General features: G+C 37.4%; 16 protein-coding genes. 9 read left to right on the top strand and 7 right to left on the bottom strand.

Features of this window, described 5'->3' with window-relative positions; all coding sequences use genetic code 11:
- Positions 1-396: 396 nt before the first annotated feature.
- Both EWU23_RS02385 and EWU23_RS02390 read right to left on the bottom strand, forming a co-directional pair.
- The gene (locus EWU23_RS02385; RefSeq protein WP_166228431.1) at positions 397-1245 is read right to left on the bottom strand and encodes a ThuA domain-containing protein; all 849 of its coding nucleotides are present in this window, start codon (positions 1243-1245) and stop codon (positions 397-399) included.
- 92 nt (positions 1246-1337) lie between these two features.
- Positions 1338-2711, bottom strand: coding sequence for a M20/M25/M40 family metallo-hydrolase (locus tag EWU23_RS02390; RefSeq protein ID WP_166228433.1), 1374 nt, complete (start codon positions 2709-2711; stop codon positions 1338-1340).
- A 216-nt stretch (positions 2712-2927) separates the two neighbouring features.
- Between EWU23_RS02390 and EWU23_RS02395 the strand changes: the two genes are divergently transcribed.
- The 3 genes from EWU23_RS02395 to EWU23_RS02405 are packed head-to-tail and all read left to right on the top strand — an operon-like array spanning position 2928 to position 6231.
- A complete protein-coding gene (locus tag EWU23_RS02395; RefSeq protein WP_166228435.1) occupies positions 2928-4037 on the top strand; it encodes an alpha/beta hydrolase family protein in 1110 nt (369 codons plus the stop codon).
- Complete coding sequence (locus EWU23_RS02400) at positions 4037-5242, top strand: MFS transporter (protein ID WP_166228437.1); 1206 nt, start codon at positions 4037-4039, stop codon at positions 5240-5242. Before EWU23_RS02395 ends, EWU23_RS02400 begins: the two co-directional genes overlap by 1 nt.
- Positions 5239-6231, top strand: coding sequence for a zinc-dependent alcohol dehydrogenase (locus EWU23_RS02405; protein WP_166228439.1), 993 nt, complete (start codon positions 5239-5241; stop codon positions 6229-6231). Before EWU23_RS02400 ends, EWU23_RS02405 begins: the two co-directional genes overlap by 4 nt.
- 47 nt (positions 6232-6278) lie before the next feature.
- Here the strand turns inward: EWU23_RS02405 and EWU23_RS02410 are convergent, their stop codons facing one another.
- Complete coding sequence (locus EWU23_RS02410; protein ID WP_205753056.1) at positions 6279-6491, bottom strand: GDCCVxC domain-containing (seleno)protein; 213 nt, start codon at positions 6489-6491, stop codon at positions 6279-6281.
- A gap of 298 nt (positions 6492-6789) precedes the next feature.
- Between EWU23_RS02410 and EWU23_RS02415 the strand changes: the two genes are divergently transcribed.
- The 6 genes from EWU23_RS02415 (at position 6790) to EWU23_RS14120 (ending at position 13264) form a co-directional block, all read left to right on the top strand.
- Positions 6790-8133, top strand: coding sequence for a TolC family protein (locus EWU23_RS02415; protein WP_166228441.1), 1344 nt, complete (start codon positions 6790-6792; stop codon positions 8131-8133).
- Positions 8134-8141: 8 nt separating this feature from the next.
- Positions 8142-9257: an efflux RND transporter periplasmic adaptor subunit gene (locus EWU23_RS02420; RefSeq protein ID WP_166228443.1), complete on the top strand. Its 1116-nt coding sequence runs from the start codon at positions 8142-8144 to the stop codon at positions 9255-9257.
- A gap of 30 nt (positions 9258-9287) precedes the next feature.
- Positions 9288-12491 carry an efflux RND transporter permease subunit gene (locus EWU23_RS02425; RefSeq protein ID WP_166228445.1) on the top strand — a complete coding sequence of 1068 codons (3204 nt, stop codon included), beginning with the start codon at positions 9288-9290 and terminating at the stop codon, positions 12489-12491.
- Positions 12492-12498: 7 nt separating this feature from the next.
- Positions 12499-12810, top strand: coding sequence for a hypothetical protein (locus tag EWU23_RS02430; protein WP_166228447.1), 312 nt, complete (start codon positions 12499-12501; stop codon positions 12808-12810).
- A gap of 8 nt (positions 12811-12818) precedes the next feature.
- Positions 12819-13022 (top strand): YgaP family membrane protein, encoded by a 204-nt coding sequence (locus tag EWU23_RS14325; protein ID WP_166228449.1) that lies wholly within the window; start codon positions 12819-12821, stop codon positions 13020-13022.
- A 110-nt stretch (positions 13023-13132) separates the two neighbouring features.
- A complete protein-coding gene (locus EWU23_RS14120; RefSeq protein WP_262886071.1) occupies positions 13133-13264 on the top strand; it encodes a hypothetical protein in 132 nt (43 codons plus the stop codon).
- Positions 13265-13275: 11 nt separating this feature from the next.
- Here the strand turns inward: EWU23_RS14120 and EWU23_RS02440 are convergent, their stop codons facing one another.
- From EWU23_RS02440 to EWU23_RS02450, 4 genes are all read right to left on the bottom strand, one after another.
- Positions 13276-14079: a helix-turn-helix domain-containing protein gene (locus EWU23_RS02440; RefSeq protein ID WP_166228451.1), complete on the bottom strand. Its 804-nt coding sequence runs from the start codon at positions 14077-14079 to the stop codon at positions 13276-13278.
- Between the two features lie 63 nt (positions 14080-14142).
- Positions 14143-14832, bottom strand: a complete 690-nt coding sequence (locus tag EWU23_RS02445; protein ID WP_262886072.1) for an SDR family NAD(P)-dependent oxidoreductase — start codon at positions 14830-14832, stop codon at positions 14143-14145.
- Between the two features lie 19 nt (positions 14833-14851).
- Complete coding sequence (locus EWU23_RS14125) at positions 14852-15139, bottom strand: SDR family NAD(P)-dependent oxidoreductase (protein WP_262886073.1); 288 nt, start codon at positions 15137-15139, stop codon at positions 14852-14854.
- A gap of 377 nt (positions 15140-15516) precedes the next feature.
- Positions 15517-16980 carry a hypothetical protein gene (locus tag EWU23_RS02450; protein WP_166228453.1) on the bottom strand — a complete coding sequence of 488 codons (1464 nt, stop codon included), beginning with the start codon at positions 16978-16980 and terminating at the stop codon, positions 15517-15519.
- Positions 16981-17007: the final 27 nt, after the last annotated feature.

Raw genomic sequence — 17007 nt, forward strand, 5'->3', positions numbered from 1 at the left:
TGGAATTGGAATTGGAATTTGATTTAACAAAAATCACTGTACTGCTTAAATACTCTGTTAGGTATTTCTTTTTTTATAAAAAAAATACCTAACAGAAGGAATACGGTTAATCTTATACGAATTCCGCCATACGAAACCGATTGCCACTCCGCTTACGGTTTAATCTTTGACGCTTACGCACATGGCCCTTGCGCAGGGTCAAATATCCGCCTGCCGCTTCGCTCAAGCTACGTTCCAATCTTTCGCTGGGATTAACCTATTATTGTAGAATGTAGAATTGTTTCAAAAGGGAGTACTGTCGTCCAACTCCAGCGAAATGTGATGAACGCAGCATCAAAATATTTATTAGGGTTTAGTGATAAGTCGGGATGAAGAATGAGATTCCGTTTAAATTCATCATTTACCATTTACAATTATCTTATCTTCTTTAGCAGTAGAAAAAGCTTTGCTAAAATCAATTCCTTGATGCTGGTTAGCGATATACTTGATGCCTTGTAAGAGATGATTTCGGTACAAGGGATTCTGGTAATCCGTTTTGGCATGTCCTAAAGTCGTGACCCAAATATGCCCTCCTTGGAAGTTCTGGTACCAAACAGCTGGAAAATAATCACCAAAGGTACCCGTATTTTTAAGAATTAGATCCGATTGCTTCTTATTCAAGGTAGAAACATCGTGCATCATCAATACCCGAATGCCTGGATACATTTCTCTCCCAAAATAACACTCATCTTCTTTGGTCCAAACACTAGGGATTCCCTCCATCGATGGATGCTTAGGATCAATATTAATTAAAGAAAATGGCTGAAAATTAGCATGCCAAGTAAATGTTTCACCCACCATCATTTTAAACCAGGCCCATTTGCGTTCTGTACCCGTCACCGAATGAACTCCTACAAATCCTCCACCCGCTTCTATGTAGCGCCTAAATGCGACACGCTGCTCATCTGTGGCAAATACATCATTGTTGGTGCTTGTAAAAATAAGTAAGGTGTATTTTTTTAAATTAGCCTCTGTAAAAACCATAGGATCATCGGATACATCCACACTAAACTTATTCTCAGTACCCAATTCTTGAATACAGGTTACCGCTGAAGGAATATTATCATGTACATATCCTACACCGTTTTTGGTATACACTAAAACCCGACTGTTCTTCAGTTTATTCTTTTGTGCCCATACTGGTGAAAGTATGGTGCAAAAAAAGAAAGCAAGCAATATAAGACGACAATAGACTGACTTTTTCATTTTATACTATATCCTTTAAATCTACATGTGAACTACATCTAAAACCCAAATGAGCTTCATTCTTACTCATAATTAATAGCTTGACAGAATATTTATGGATTTGTACCATGCTGATCTATCAAATAAATGATTGCAGCCATATTAACAGCTCCTAATAGTAATTCACGTTTATTGACATTCTCAAATACATCGGTTTTGGCATGATGTAAATCAAAATACCGTTGACTATCTGGTATTAAACCCGACAAAACAATCGAAGGATTTACTTTCACTAATGGACCAATATCAGCACCTGTTCCTCCCAAGGTCAGTTCCCCACCAAAAGGCTTAAACAGGGGAGACCATGCTTGAAATTTCTTCCATTGCTCTTTAGAACAAGTGATTCCAATGGATCTAGGCGTAAACCCGCCTTCATCACTCTCCAAAGCAAAAATATGTTTCTCTTGATTTAATTTCGCTTGATTGGCATATTCATTACCTCCTCGCATACCGTTTTCTTCATTCGCAAATAAGACAAAACGTATAGTCCGTTTAGGACGATAGTTAATGGCTTTCATCGTTCTAAGAATCTCCATCGTTTGTACGATGCCTGCGCCATCATCATGAGCCCCTTCATTGACATCCCAACTATCCAAATGTCCACCTAGTGTAATGATCTCCTCAGGAAATTCGGAACCCTTTAATTCAGCCACTACATTGTTTTCATCGGCATCTGGCAGAAAATAGCCATAGGTCTGTAACTGTACTCGAACAGTCGATTTTTTACTTAGCTCATATAACTCTTTGGCATCTTCTGGTCCTAAAGCCAATGCCGGAATTTTAGGATATGCCTCATCATACACCATACTTCCTGTATGGGGCTCATTGTCGGTAGCTGTACTCAAGGAGTGAATCATGACACCTACAGCTCCGTATTTGGCTGCTCTGCTAGGACCTACCCGACGAAATACACCAGATTCTGCATAAGCTTTAAAGGTTTGGAACTTGGTTGGGTCAAAAACACTATGAAAATAAACGACCTTACCCTTAATATCATCCTTTCGTTTTTCCATTTCATCAAAACTCGCAAAAGCAATGACATCAGCTTCTATCAATCCATTAGACCCCAATGAATTACCCAAAGCGAGTGCTTTCATAGGGCGGATTTGAGCTTTCCCATTAAGCGCTACTATCGCAGCAAAATCATTTCCTCCACGCTTCCAATTAGGCGTTTTTACTGCCTGAAAGTATACCTTATCTGCCTGAAATGCTTCTAAATTTCTTTTCCCCCAAATAGCAGCATTTTGCTGCTGGGGCGAGCCAGCTAAACGACCTCCAATTTGTTTGGTTAATTCCCTCAATAAATCATACGCTTTCCCGTGAATCATGATTTCATCGGCCATTTTCTTAATGGTCAAGCTATCTTGCGGAGATTGGGCAGTAGCAAAAAAAGGAACAGTGAATAGTAAAATAAGTAGTTTGCGCATAGAAGAATTTGTTTGTTGAAATATAAATCTAAAAAACAATCAGGAATAAATTGACCTGCATCTCTTGTTCCAAATTTTGAAATTATGGGCATGGCTTTACCCCAATGACCTCATTCGTTTATTTTTAGGAAATAGGATAGAAAAATTCGTAGGAAAAAATGGTAAATTGGTCAATCAAAAATGGACAAAAGCCCTTAAATACCTAATCTTGTTATCATGAAGTATGCTGTTTTACTTGCATTGGCCAGTTTTTCACTCTTCGGTCAAATAGAAAAAAAAGATGTTGGCCCGCTAAAAGGAGGTACTTACCAAATCCTAATCCCAAACAACTGGAATAAAAAATTGGTCATGTATGCTCATGGATACCAGTTTCAAGGTCAAAAACCCCAAGAGGCCAATGCTGGATTAGAAAAACGACTACAAGTTATACTTGATCGTGGCTTTGCTATTGCCGCTTCCGACTACCCCACAGTGGGTTTTGTTTTACCAGAAGGAATAGATGCTACGGAAGAACTAAGACAAGCTTTTGTTAAAAATATGGGGAAACCTGATTCTACCTTCATGGTGGGGCATTCCATGGGAGGGGGCATTACCTTGGGAACCATGGAATACTTTGGTGAAAATTACCACGGAGCAATGCCTTTATGTCCTTTATCATCTAGGCCATATTTGCAGTGCAGAAAGGAATACGATATGTATGCTACGTTCAATGGACTTTTCCCCGGTATCATACCCAGCTTAAAAGATATATTTGATGTTAATTCTCAGGTTGGCTATGTCAATGTATCGCAGGCTGGTTCCAAAATAGGTCAAATGATGAAAGCGATCATGGACAAAGATTCTACTTTGGCCAAGGCGTTTGCCAAAAAATTTGATTTGAAATTAAAGGACCTAGGTGGTTCATTGTTCTTTAATCAAAACGTGTTAAGAGATATCGCTGTCAAGTTGGGTGGCAATCCCTTTGATAACTTACAAACCGTGTATTCGGGATTCCCAGATGATTTATTGACCAATCAAGTAGCGGAACGATTACCTGCCACGAAAAACCCGAATCTATTATTTTCCCGTTATGATCGTACTGGAAATATCAATAAGCCCATTTTATTGGTACACACGATTTACGATCAATTAATTCCTCCTAGCTATGCAGTGGTGAATTATGAAAACATGGTACATCAGCAACAAAAAGATCAGTTTTTTACCGTAAAATATACCCATGGACAGGCCCACTGTGCATTCACTCCCCAGCAAACAGCTACTTCATTTGATTTATTGAGGAATTGGGTAAAAAATGGAGTTAAACCACAAGGAGGATTTTTAAATTAATGGAGAATCAAATCAAAATACAGTCGAGTGCCCCCATGTCGGGTTTTCAAATATTAATGGTAGCCTTGTGCTTTTTAATGAATTTCAATGATGGGATAGACGTATTAATTGTGTCTTTTTCCAGCTCTGAAATCATTCGAGAATTTGGTTTATCCAAATCAGAAATGGGCTATATTTTCAGTGCAGGCTTAGCAGGTATGACCTTAGGATGCTTTTCTTTAGCGCCTTTGGCCGACAAACATGGCAGAAGAAAAATCTTTTTGATTTCTTTGATCATGATAAGCATTGGGATGTTTGGAGTAGCATCTTCTCAAGCCTATTTACCCATTTTGGCTTGGCGTTTTTTAACAGGATTGGGAATTGGAGGAATATTACCTACCATCACCACCACTGCCGCAGAATATTCCAATGATAAATACCGAGATTTTAATGTAGGTTTAATTCAGGCTGGATGGCCCATAGGAGCCATATTAACGGGTCTTATTTGTGCCGATTTAATTCCCATAAAAGGATGGCATTATGCCTTCTTTCTAGCAGGTTGTTTTTCTGCCATGATGACAGTTTTGGTATTCTTTGTCATGAAAGATTCAGAAGAATTTCAAAGTAAAAAAATAGAAGAACAAGGGGTAAAAGTCTTATTAACCGAGGAGTTAAAACCTAATACATGGCGACTCTGGTTAGCTGCATTTTTTGGATTTATGACCTTGTATACCGTCATGAGTTGGGTTCCTACCATTGCCAAAGATTCAGGAATGCCCTTTGAATTAGCTACTTATGTGGGTATTTCCCTTAACATTGGAGCCGCTATTGGTTCTTCGTCCATCGGTGCTTTGGGATCAAAATTCGGATTAAAGAAAATACATGTTATGTATATGTTGTCTGCCTTTACCGTCATGCAATTATACGCTTTTTTACCCTTGAACACCCTACTCATATTTGTCTTGGTGATGTTCATTGGCGTATTTGCACAAGGTGGATTTAATGGTATCTGGCCTATATTATCCCGTATTTATCCCACGTCCATTCGTGCTACGGGAGTTGGCTACACGGTGGGTATTGGTCGACTAGGTGCCATTTTAGGGCCTGCCGTATTCGGAATTTTATCGGATAACCACGTGAGTAATACGGTGCTGTTTGTATTATTTTCTTTACCACTATTAGTGATGGGTTTGATCATTCGTACTTTACCTTCCGATAAATTATGAAAGCAGCCGTATTAGAAAGCCCCAAAAATATACAAGTTCAAGACCTAGAAAAACCCATTCCACAAGCGAATGAATTATTGATTCGTTTGAGGTCGACAGGGATTTGTGGTTCAGATGTGCATTTATTCTTAGGCGATCGATTGTTGCCTGTTCCCACAGTACTTGGCCACGAAGGTCTTGGGTATGTGGAAGCCGTAGGTGCTTACGTGGAAGGGTTCCATAAAGGACAAAGAGTGGTGATTGAACCCAATATCCCATGCGGTACTTGTCGATTTTGTTTACAAGGCAAAGGAAACATCTGTCCCAATAAGCAAGTCATAGGTGTTAATTCACCTGGTTGTTTTGCTGAGTACGTCTGTTTAGACGCTGATTTTTGTTGGAAATTACCTGATTCCATCACTGATGAAGATGCCGTTTGTATCGAACCTTTGGCGGTTGCCGTTCATGCCTTGCACGTTAGTTCTGCCCCCAAGCAAGCCCATATAGCTATATTTGGTTTAGGGGCCATTGGATTATTGCTCTGCCAATTATCCCTAACGAAAGGCTACCAAGTTTGGGTAAAAGATTTGAATGAAGAAAAACAAGTCTTGGCAGAAGCTATGGGAGCAAGAATATTGCCTACAGAAGGATTAGAGGCATTTTTATATGATCGGGAGATAGCTGCCATTTTTGATTGTGTAGGTGTGGCCAAAGCCACCAATTTAATCTTAGAAACAGCACCTAGAGGCTCAGAAATCATCTTAGTTGGGCTAGCCAATGAATCAGCGCAGTTTGTGCCATTAAAAATCGCGAGAGAGGGGATTTCCATATTACCTTCCATCATTTATGATCACCCGAATGACTTTGCTGAAACGATTGAACTAATTGCTCAAGATAAAATCCATCCTGGTCAAATTATTTCAGGACGTTTTCCTTTGAATAGGATAGGGGAAGCCATGGCTTTGGCTGTGAGTGGAAAAGCTACGAAGGTCGTTTTGGATATGGAATAAGGAGTAACCCTTTCATCAATTACTATTTCAAAGTATTTTAAAACGTGTTAACAGCAATCAATTCCTTGCTGCATGGGAGGGCATGGAACAGTTCCATAGCTACAAAACACACAGCAATCTCCTGGCTTGGGTTTCAACATTTCTCCACAAAAGGTACAGACATAAAAATATTGACAGGCATTTTCTGGCATGATTTCTGTTGCCTGATGAGCGCAATGCGGACAGGTGATGATGGATGCTACAATGATGGCTTTTGACATTTGAGAGAAACATTGCTGCTTCAGTTAAGTAAAATCAATGGAAATATGGACAAATTATACGGCTTTTTTGACAAATGATGTACTTGTTTACTCGTTACTTGGGAAATTAGAAGGCCAGTCAAAGAATGTCACTCACATAATCCTCAGAATAAAGGATGTCATTTACCCATTCTAAACTATTGCATTTTTGGCTTTTTCCGTGACTATTATCACAACTTAAGTGCGATCCTTCGCCGTAATAAAAGTCACGTTTAGCTATAAATAAGCCTCATACATTTGCATCATAAATTTTATATGTATGCAAAAACACCATCCATTATCAAGTTCTTCAAAGGGGCACATTTTAAAAATTGTATTTTTCTTTGTTTTAGGATTTAATGTGTCCGCTCAAATAGCGGAGCGCCCATTAAGTCTGCAAAAAGCTTTGGAGCAAGCAATTCTTCAAAATAAGCAACTTGGAGTCGCCCAATTAGACGTAGATTTAGCTAAGTCTAAATTTAAACAAACAGAAGCTATATGGCTACCCCAAGTAAATTTTTCTTACACAGGCTTATTCTCTGACAATCCATTGAACTCCTTTGGATTTAAGTTACAACAAGGCTCAGTTCAAGCAGCGGATTTTAATCCAACGTTACTCAATAAGCCAGGCGGAAATCAAAATTACTTAAGTCAACTTTCCATTCAGCAACCCATTTTTAATATGGATATGCATTTTATGAGACTAGCTGCTGAGAAGCAAATTGATGTGTATCAGAATCAAAAACAAAGAACACATGAGGGTATTAAAATGCAAGTGACACAAGCCTATTTACAGCTTGAGTTAATGTATGAAGCAAGAAAAGTCGTGGAGGAGACATTATATGCGATGAAGAACATGCTTCAGTTCACTCAGGATAGATTCAATCAAGGTTTAATGCAGAAATCTGACCTATTAAATGCCGAAGTACATGTTAAAGCAGTAGAATCGAAATTGGCAGAAACAAGTTCTCAGATTTCAGCAATTTCGGATCAATTGAGTTTTATGATGAATCAGGAGACAGGGGTAAACTATACCATTGAGAAAGTAGTTTTAACGCCAACAATAACCAAAGGGACGGCAGATTTAGCGAATAGGTCAGACATTAAGGCCATGAAAGAGGCGGAAGAAAGTCTGTCTTTAATGCTGAAAAGTAATGCCCAATCAAGCCTGCCTAGATTAAATGGTTTTGCCAATTACATGTTCAATGACTATAAGGCATTAGGGTTCAATGCAAATTCGTATTTACTTGGATTTAACCTGTCTTGGGATATTTTTAAAGGAAATCAAATCAAAAATAAAAATGCTACCCTGAATCTTGAAAAACAAAAATTACAAGAGCAGATTAAAATACAGATCAATCAAGCTTCTGTTGACATAACCAAAACATCACAACAAATAGCAGATGCTTTGTATAAAATCACTTTGGGTAATAAGGCTGTAGAACAAGCTGAAGAAGCCTATAAAATTATACGAAACAGATATACTCAAGGGTTATCAAATACCACAGATGTATTGATGGCTCAAACTCAACTTTCAGAACAAAAAATGCTTTTATCTAAAGCTGTTTTCGAACAAAAAATGGCGGAAGCATATTTAAATTTTTTAACAGAATCGACTAAATAATCATTCAAATGAAATTAAAATCAATCATTATTAGCGCAGCTAGTATCAGTCTAATTTTTGGAACTATAGCTTGTTCAAAAGAAGAAAAAATAGCTAAAGAAAAACTTCAATCAAAGCCCATTCAAGTGGTATTAAGTTTGCCGAATGCCCAAAATAATTTAGCTACAACAGATGTAACAGGACAAATTGAGGCCACTCATCAAGCAAATATTAGTACTCGGATGATGGGATATATTACGAAACTACAAGTCAAAATAGGTGATCATGTAAAAGCTGGGCAATTGCTTTTTGAAGTGAATAATACAGATTTATTAGCTAAGAGAGCTCAAGTAGATGCATCCATTCGTCAAGCAGAGGCTGCTTTTCACAGTGCTCAAAAAGATTACGATCGATTTACTACTTTGTATAAACAGCAAAGTGCCTCAGCAAAGGAATTGGATCAAATAACACTACAATATAATTCTGTAAAAGCAAGCTTAGATGCCGCCAAAGAAATGAGAAACGAGGTGAATGCCCAATTTTCTTATACGCATGTTCGAGCTCCTTTTTCAGGTGTTGTGACGCAAAAATTGGCAGACTTAGGAAGCTTAGCAAGTCCTGGAATGCCTATACTCACCATCGAGCAATCAAGCGGTTTACAAGTAAGTGTATCTGTTCCAGAAGCTTCCATTTCATCCATACAATTAGGCGACCAAGCCAGCTGTATGATTAAATCTTTGAATAAAGAGATCACAGGCAAGGTCGTTCAGATTAATCCATCTTCGCAATTCTCGGGTGGCCAATATATAGTAAAGATTTCCATACCTACGGATCAACAAAAATCAATTTATGCAGGTATGTATGCCAATGTGCGCTTGCATTCAAAGCATCATAAACCCACAAACATGGCGCTTCAGGGCGAAAGTAAAATTCTCGTTCCTCTGAGTTCAATTATTTCCAAAGGACAATTAAATGGTTTATATACGCTTAGTGCTGAAAATACCGCCTTGTTACGTTGGGTTAGACTTGGAAAAACATTTGGTGATCAAGTGGAAGTCCTAAGTGGATTAGCAAAAAATGAAGCCTATATCAAGTGGGCAGATGGAGCATTAAGTAATGGAGCTCCAGTAATAAATAAGCAATAAGAAGAAGACAATTTTTTTCAAAACAAAATCATGGAAAAAGGATTATCAGGTAATATCGCAAAGGCATTTTTACAGTCGAAACTGACAATTTTGCTAATGCTTGCATTTCTATTAATTGGGGGATATAGTACTTTTTTAATACCTCGAGAAGAGGAACCACAAATTCAGGTTCCCATGGCGGATATATTTTTAGGGTATCCAGGCGCTTCACCTAAAGAAGTGGAAACAAAAGTAGCTGCGCCTATGGAGAAAATAATCTCCAATATTAAGGGGGTAGAATACGTCTATTCTACTTCGATGAAGGGTCAAGTAATGTTAATTGTTCAATTTAAGGTTGGCGAAGACGTAGAACGTTCATTAGTGAAGCTGTATGCAGAACTAATGAAAAGTATGGATAAGTTTCCGCAAGGAGTAAGCATGCCCTTGATTAAACCTCGTTCTATCGATGATGTTCCTGTCATGGCTGTAACATTATGGGGAGAAAAATACGATGATTATTCGCTAAAACAAGTTGGTCAAGAATTAGCCAATGAAGTAAAGAAGATACCAGATGTAGCGGATATTAAAATTTCAGGCGGAAGAAGTAGCGAGATTAAAGTTATTTTGGATAGATCTTTAATGGAGTCAAATCACGTTGATTTTTTAGCCATATCAAAAGCGATTCAAGCGGCAAATGTTCAGACCGAAGCAGGCAATATTCAAAACAATGATTCTACTTTTTCTGTACAATCGGGTGATTTTTTAAATACACAAGAGGACGTAGCGGACTTAGTTATTAGCATGAACGGTGGTCAACCCGTGTATTTGAAGCAAGTGGCAAAAGTAGAAGAGTTGCCTGCGAGGGCTTCACAATATGTGTTTTATGGATATGGAAAGGCGGACACAACTGGCTTAAACCAATTTAAGGGAACTTTCCCTGCTGTAACCGTATCTGTTTCTAAGAAGAAAGGAGCCGATGCAATGAAGTTAAGTTCCCAAATTATGCATCATGTGGAAAGTTTAAAGAAAACGCTTATTCCATCGGATATGCACATAGAAGAAACTCGTAATTATGGAGAAACGGCATCACATAAGGTATCAGAATTATTGTTTCATTTATTTATATCAATTGTCGTAGTAACATTATTTGTCATGTTGGCTATGGGATGGAGAGGAGGATTAGTCGTTTTCTTATCGGTACCAGTAACCTTTGCATTGACATTATTTAGTTATTACTTCATGGATTATACCTTGAATCGAATTACCCTATTTGCATTAGTGTTTATTACGGGTATTGTAGTGGATGATTCCATTATCATTGCGGAGAATATGCATCGCCACTTCAAAATGCGCAGAATGCCTCCTCTTCAAGCTGCCATTTATGCCATAAATGAAGTTGGAAATCCTACTATTTTGGCCACATTTACGGTGATTGCAGCTGTTTTACCGATGGCTTTTGTGTCGGGATTAATGGGACCATATATGAGTCCAATGCCCATTGGTGCTTCCATTGCGATGATACTTTCTTTGATTGTAGCCTTAACATTGACACCTTATTTAGGCTATATATTCTTGCGTGAGAAAGATAAAAAGGGAGGAACTGAGTCGCATGTGGAACATGATAAAATGGAAAATACGCCCATTTATCGCTTATATCATTCATTTATTAACCCTTTGTTAGAAACTCGTTGGAAGCGTTGGTCATTTATCTTAGGTACCGTTACCATATTAGTAGGCTCTTTAGGTTTGTTTTATACCAAATCCGTAGCAGTTAAAATGCTTCCTTTTGATAACAAAAATGAATTTCAAGTGGTCATTGATATGCCAGAAGGAACAACTTTGGAAAAGACACAGGCAGTAACGGCAGATATTGCCACCTATATTGCTAAAAATCCATTGGTGAAAAACTACCAAGGCTATGTAGGTACAGCTGCTCCAATTAGTTTCAATGGCTTAGTGCGTCATTATGACCTAAGAAGCGGAGATAATGTCTCTGACATTCAAATAAATTTAGTTGATAAAGAAGAGAGAAGTAAGCAGAGCCATGATATTGCGAAAGAAATGCGCGGGACAGTGCAAAAAATAGCGGCTAAATACCACGCAAATGCTAAAATTGTAGAAGTTCCACCTGGACCTCCCGTTTTATCAACTTTGGTGGCCGAAGTTTATGGGCCGAATTACCTAGAGCAAATTAAAATAGCGAAACAGGTTAAGGATTTATTCTCTAAAACGAAAGATGTAGTAGATGGTGATTGGATGGTTGAAGATGACCAAAAAGAATACCATATCTCTGTAGATAAAGAAAAGGCTATGAGAAATGGAGTAGCTACAGCACAAGTTTCTGCCACAGTAAGTGGAGCTATATCTGGAATGCATGCAGGAATGATAAATCAGCCTAAGGCCTTTACACAAACGCCCATTCGTTTGCAGTTGAGCGATGAGGATAAGTCAGGTATCTCAGATATTTTAAATTTAAAGGTGGTAGGAATGCAAGGTAACCTTGTCTCTTTAGGTGATGTTGTTTCTGTTCATGAAACACATAAAGAAAAAAGTATCTTCCGCAAGAATCAGAAAGAAGTAGTTTATGTATTAGCTGACATGGCTGGAGAATTGGAAAGTCCATTTTATGCCATTTCAAATATGTCTGATTACTTGAAGAATATTCATGTTCCCAAAGGTTATTCATTATCTGAAGAGTATACCGCTCAACCCGAATCGGAAGAAAACTATACATTAAAATGGGATGGAGAATGGCAAATTACTTATGAAGTATTTCGTGATTTGGGAATTGCTTTTGCCGTAGTTATCCTAATGATTTACCTGTTGATTGTTGGTTGGTTTCAAAACTTTACAGTACCCTTAGTCATGTTAGCCGCCATTCCTCTTTCCTTAGTGGGTATTGTATTAGGGCACTGGATGCTAGGAGCCTATTTTACAGCAACTTCTATGATTGGATTTATAGCATTGGCAGGGGTTATGGTCCGAAACTCCGTATTATTAATTGACTTTATTAATATTCGATTGGCTGAAAATATTCCTTTGAAACAAGCCATAATTGAAGCTGGAGCAGTAAGAACTACACCTATTTTATTAACAGCCGGTGCTGTTGTATTAGGGGCTGTAATCATCTTGTTTGATCCTATCTTCCAAGGTTTGGCCATTTCATTAATGGGCGGCACAATTACCTCCACATTCCTTACCTTATTGGTAGTACCATTATTGTATTATAAAATGCTTCGCAACAAAACTAAATAGAAACAACATGAAATTAGTCGTAGTCACAGCTCTTAAAGAGAACTCCGAAGTGGTTCAATCCATTTTTCAACAAGCTAATATTAAAATTTTTAGCGCAACAGATACTCAGGGTGTAAAGAGTAGTTCACCTTCCAATTTATTAGACAGTTGGTTTAGCGGTAATAATCCTGCCATATTTGATTCCGTTTTTTTGTTCAGCTTCACAACTATTGCTCAGGCGAAAAAAACGATAGAATTAATTGATTTGTATAATGAAAATGAAACATCTGAATACCCTATTCGAGCATTTGTTATGCCAGTAGAATATTCATCTAAATAATCAATGTCATGCAGGAAAGAATCATACGTGCCGTAGCAGGATCATTTATCTTGATTTCAACAATTTTAGCTTATTTTATTGATATTCATTTTCTTTGGATGACTATTTTTGTCGGGCTAAATTTATTACAATCGACTTTTACAAGATTCTGTTTATTATCAAATATATTGTCAGCATTTGGAATCAAATCTGAAAGTAATTGTACTAGTTAACAGGGTAAATTTACTAGTCAAAAAGGTGAAAATGATATCATTTTCACCTTTTTTTTGAAAAAATTAATTGGAAAATTTAAAACTGTAGCATGAAAACAAAAAATATATAAATGATTGATTTACAGGTTTTTAATTTAATTAAAAGTGATCCCAAGAGGGGGGCGAACTTTTTACTGGAAGATTTTGAGGCGATGATGAAGTTTATGAATGCTTGGACACAAAAGAATAACCTCCGCTTATAGTACAATCGACTTTATTTTAACAATTGTGTTGGCGGATAACCAAACTGCTTTTTAAACGCATAAGAAAAATGCGATATGTTTTCAAATCCAACTTCATAGCAAACATCAATCGGTTTCTTTTTCTTTTCAACAAATTGATAGTGTGCCAGTTCCAATCGTTTTTGAGTGAGCCATCGCTGGGGAGTGGTGCTGAAGGCTTTACTAAAATCGCGTTTGAAAGTGGTCAGGCTCCGGCCCGTCAGGTAACCAAATTTCTGCAAAGGTAAATTGAACATGAAATTTCGCTCCATATAACTGACCAAGTCAACTTTCCCCAGCTCTTCAAAATTGGCCAGCACCTGATCAATTCCTTTATCAATTGTTCTGAGGATGCTTATGGCTTCTGTAATTTTGAGATTGGCAATATCTTCAGGAAGGTCTTTCATTTCAAAATACGGAATTAAGGAAGAAAGACAACTTTCGAGCAAAGGATGATTATTGAAACAAAGAATTTTCGGTGAAGCAAACGGCTGAATTTGGACATCCTGTTTGGCATAAAAATTCCGCAGCCTTGCTGAGGACAAATGCATGACCACTGTTTTATGGGGTTCACCGTCTTTGGGATAATTAATGATGGTTGCCAACTGGTTTCTGGGAATCAGAAAAATATCATCCTTTTTAAAGAAATAAGTGGCATCGGGCTGTACAATCTTTGTTTCGCCCGAAATGAACCATATCAGCATGTGGTCGTCAAACAGGATGTCCGATTTAAAAAACTTATCCTCGTAACAGGAAAGCTTGATATCATCAGTCATGTATTTTGCTTTATACTCCATTGATTTTCTTTTTAATATCAGCAAATTAAAAAAACCAGTATCACAAAAATAATTATTTAGCCATCAATCAACATCGAATACGATGCCGGTCATTTCTTCACTCAATTTCCACAGCCGTTTTGCATGATTTTCGTCCAGCGAATACAATTTCACTCCAGCAGAAAAAGTTTGTTCGTGGTTGATTTCAGCAACCTCCACATCTTCGCAGTAAACACCTCCAAGATTGTAAAGCAATGGACTTGTTGCAGCCCAAACGGTTGTTGCAGCTCCTTGCGGAATTGTTTTTAGCGATGCTACAACTTCCGGTTTAATGTTTCCTTCTTCGTCGAAGAATCCCATTTTCTGAAATAGTTCTACTGAAGCTTCTCTTCCTAGTTCTGTACCGTGTATAGAACCGGGATGCAACGAATAAGTTCTTACATTGTGAGCTTTTCCTCGATTATCCAATTCAAGAGAAAACAGGTTAACCGCGGTTTTCGATTGCCCGTAAGCTGCCAGTGTTTCATATTTGCGGTGCAAGAAATTGGGGTCATCAAAATTGAAGGGGGCGAACTGATGGCCTTGCGAAGAAACGTTAATTACTTTTGCGCCATCGCCTTTTTTAAGGGTAGGCCACAATCTTGCCGTCAACTGAAACTGTGCCAGGTAATTCGTAGCCAGTTGCGATTCAATACCCCGTTTATCGCGGCGCAGCGGCACCCACATAATTCCAGCATTGTTGATCAGCAGATGGAGCGGTCTGCCGGACACCATGAATTTCTGGGCAAAAGCATCAATGGAGTCCGGGGTCCATCAAATCCATTTGTTCAATTTCTACATTGGCAATGTCTGCTAAATTTCTCTTTGCTTTGTCAATGTCCCGTGCCAGTATAATAACAGTTGCACCAGCAGCAGCCAGCGTTTGGGTGGTTTCCAGTCCAATACCTGTATTTCCTCCAGTTACAATAGCGATTTTACCTGTAAGATCAATGCCTTTAATGACATCGCTTGTTGTAGATTTGGCGCTAAACCCGGAACCTATCGGTTTCTGCAGCGCTCCCTGATCATTACTTTTTCTCATCGTGATAAATTTTAATTGTTATTTGATGAAACAAAGATACCAGCAGCTGAACGAAGCAACTTTGCTCAAACGTCCGAAGTTGCTTTGTTTAAAAGGTCGGTTTTTCAATGTTCAGCTAAAAGAGTGCCTAAATTCTAACGGAGAAAGATTCGTTTTTGCTCTGAATAGTTTACTGAAAAATTCCTTTTCTCTTTTGTTATCGCTGTATAACTAAATTATTTGCATGGAATTTCAAGTGATACAACCTCCATGAGAACAAGAAAATTTAAATTAGAATACATCAGCAAACTCCTTATTTTAAGCAAATTACTTATCATCTCCTGCTTTTGTCCATAGTCAATCTGTGTTTGGTCAATTATGTTGATGATATAATCAATTTAAGCTAATGTTTTGTTGTTTGATGACTTTATCATCTCCTGTTCAAGGTTATACACAAAGTTGGTGGATTCAGTGTTTATCTTTAATAACTTAGGAAGTAGATTTATTAATTTTAGAGATTTATTTATCTCAATCAATGGGTTGGATTTAACCAACGCATAAAACAATGCTACTATATTATCCTTTTCTCTGTATCTGTAATGAACTGAACATTCTCTTAACTGCTTATTATTAATCCTATTATCAGAGGCTAATTCCTTTAACTCATGCTCTATTTCATTTAATGAATCTATTAGATCTTGATTTTTTGAATCATTTAAAGTAGAAGCAATATTTCGATGCCAAAATGACTTAAGATTGTCACTTTCAGTATATCCATATAGATGCTTAAATCCTTCATAAACGACGATATTAATACGTCTAAGGTTTAATTGCTTTTCAAAATAATATTCTGAACTTAAATACGCTCTTAAAGCACATGTCAAGTCCAAATAGATATAGGATATATGAATGCCTGGGAAAACTGATAAAACCAATGGTTGAAGTTTTTCGACAAAAGTTTTATCCAGTTGGAGTTTTTCTTGAACAACTTCCAGCATCTCACAATGTGCAACAACGTTCTCCAGGTGTCCTGCAAAATTCATTAATCTCTCGTCAAGTTCATCAAATAGTTTGTTGTTCCTGTCAGGGAAATGATTGATTCTTTCCCACATATCTATACCGTAATCATCAGTCGAGCAAAAGAGAGGTATTTGATACTTTCGAATATGCTTATTTATGAAAAGCGTAATGTCATCCAATATCTTTAGAAAGCCACTTGCTCTTCTTGTCTCAAATTCTTCACTTATTTGCGATAAAAGATTGTAAACTTTTATCGGGTCTGAATCATAGTGAATGGACAAGTTTCTTTTGTATCTGTCTTCTTGCTGTGCATAGGTAATTTCAAATTCCTTTGCCCATTGCTCTATATCAACAATGTCTTTGATTAATTCTTCATCATTTATTCGTTCCGCTAATTTTTTAACTATTTTCCATAGAGCATTAGTCTTATCTTTTCCAAAACCAAATAAATAACTGTATCCTTCAAATGTTATTACGTTCACATACTTTAAATTACAACGCTTTTCCTGATTTGAGGAAGACCTAATGTTAGCCCTCAGAAATGTACTTATATCAAGATTTGTGATCAGAGAAAATTCATGTAGTTTCAGAAGTAATTTCCAAAGTCTAAGAACTTCGGGATTCTCAGACTCTTCATCATTTAATGGTTCTAAACTTTCAAGGGAGCTATTACAGTTGCAGAGTTGAGGAATAAATGATGGAAAGTTTATTCCCATATTTTCATACAGCTTTTGTATAGTCTCTTTTGATGCAAGCTTTTGAGTCATTTTTTCTTTTGGTTTGATAAATGTATCAATTGTTATACATATACCCATCAACCTGTCACCAATGTTCTCAGTCAATCACAACAGTTATTAGCTTTAAATGTG

The organism is Aquirufa beregesia (assembly GCF_011090385.1).
In the GTDB taxonomy this organism is placed as follows: Bacteria; Bacteroidota; Bacteroidia; order Cytophagales; family Spirosomataceae; genus Aquirufa; species Aquirufa beregesia.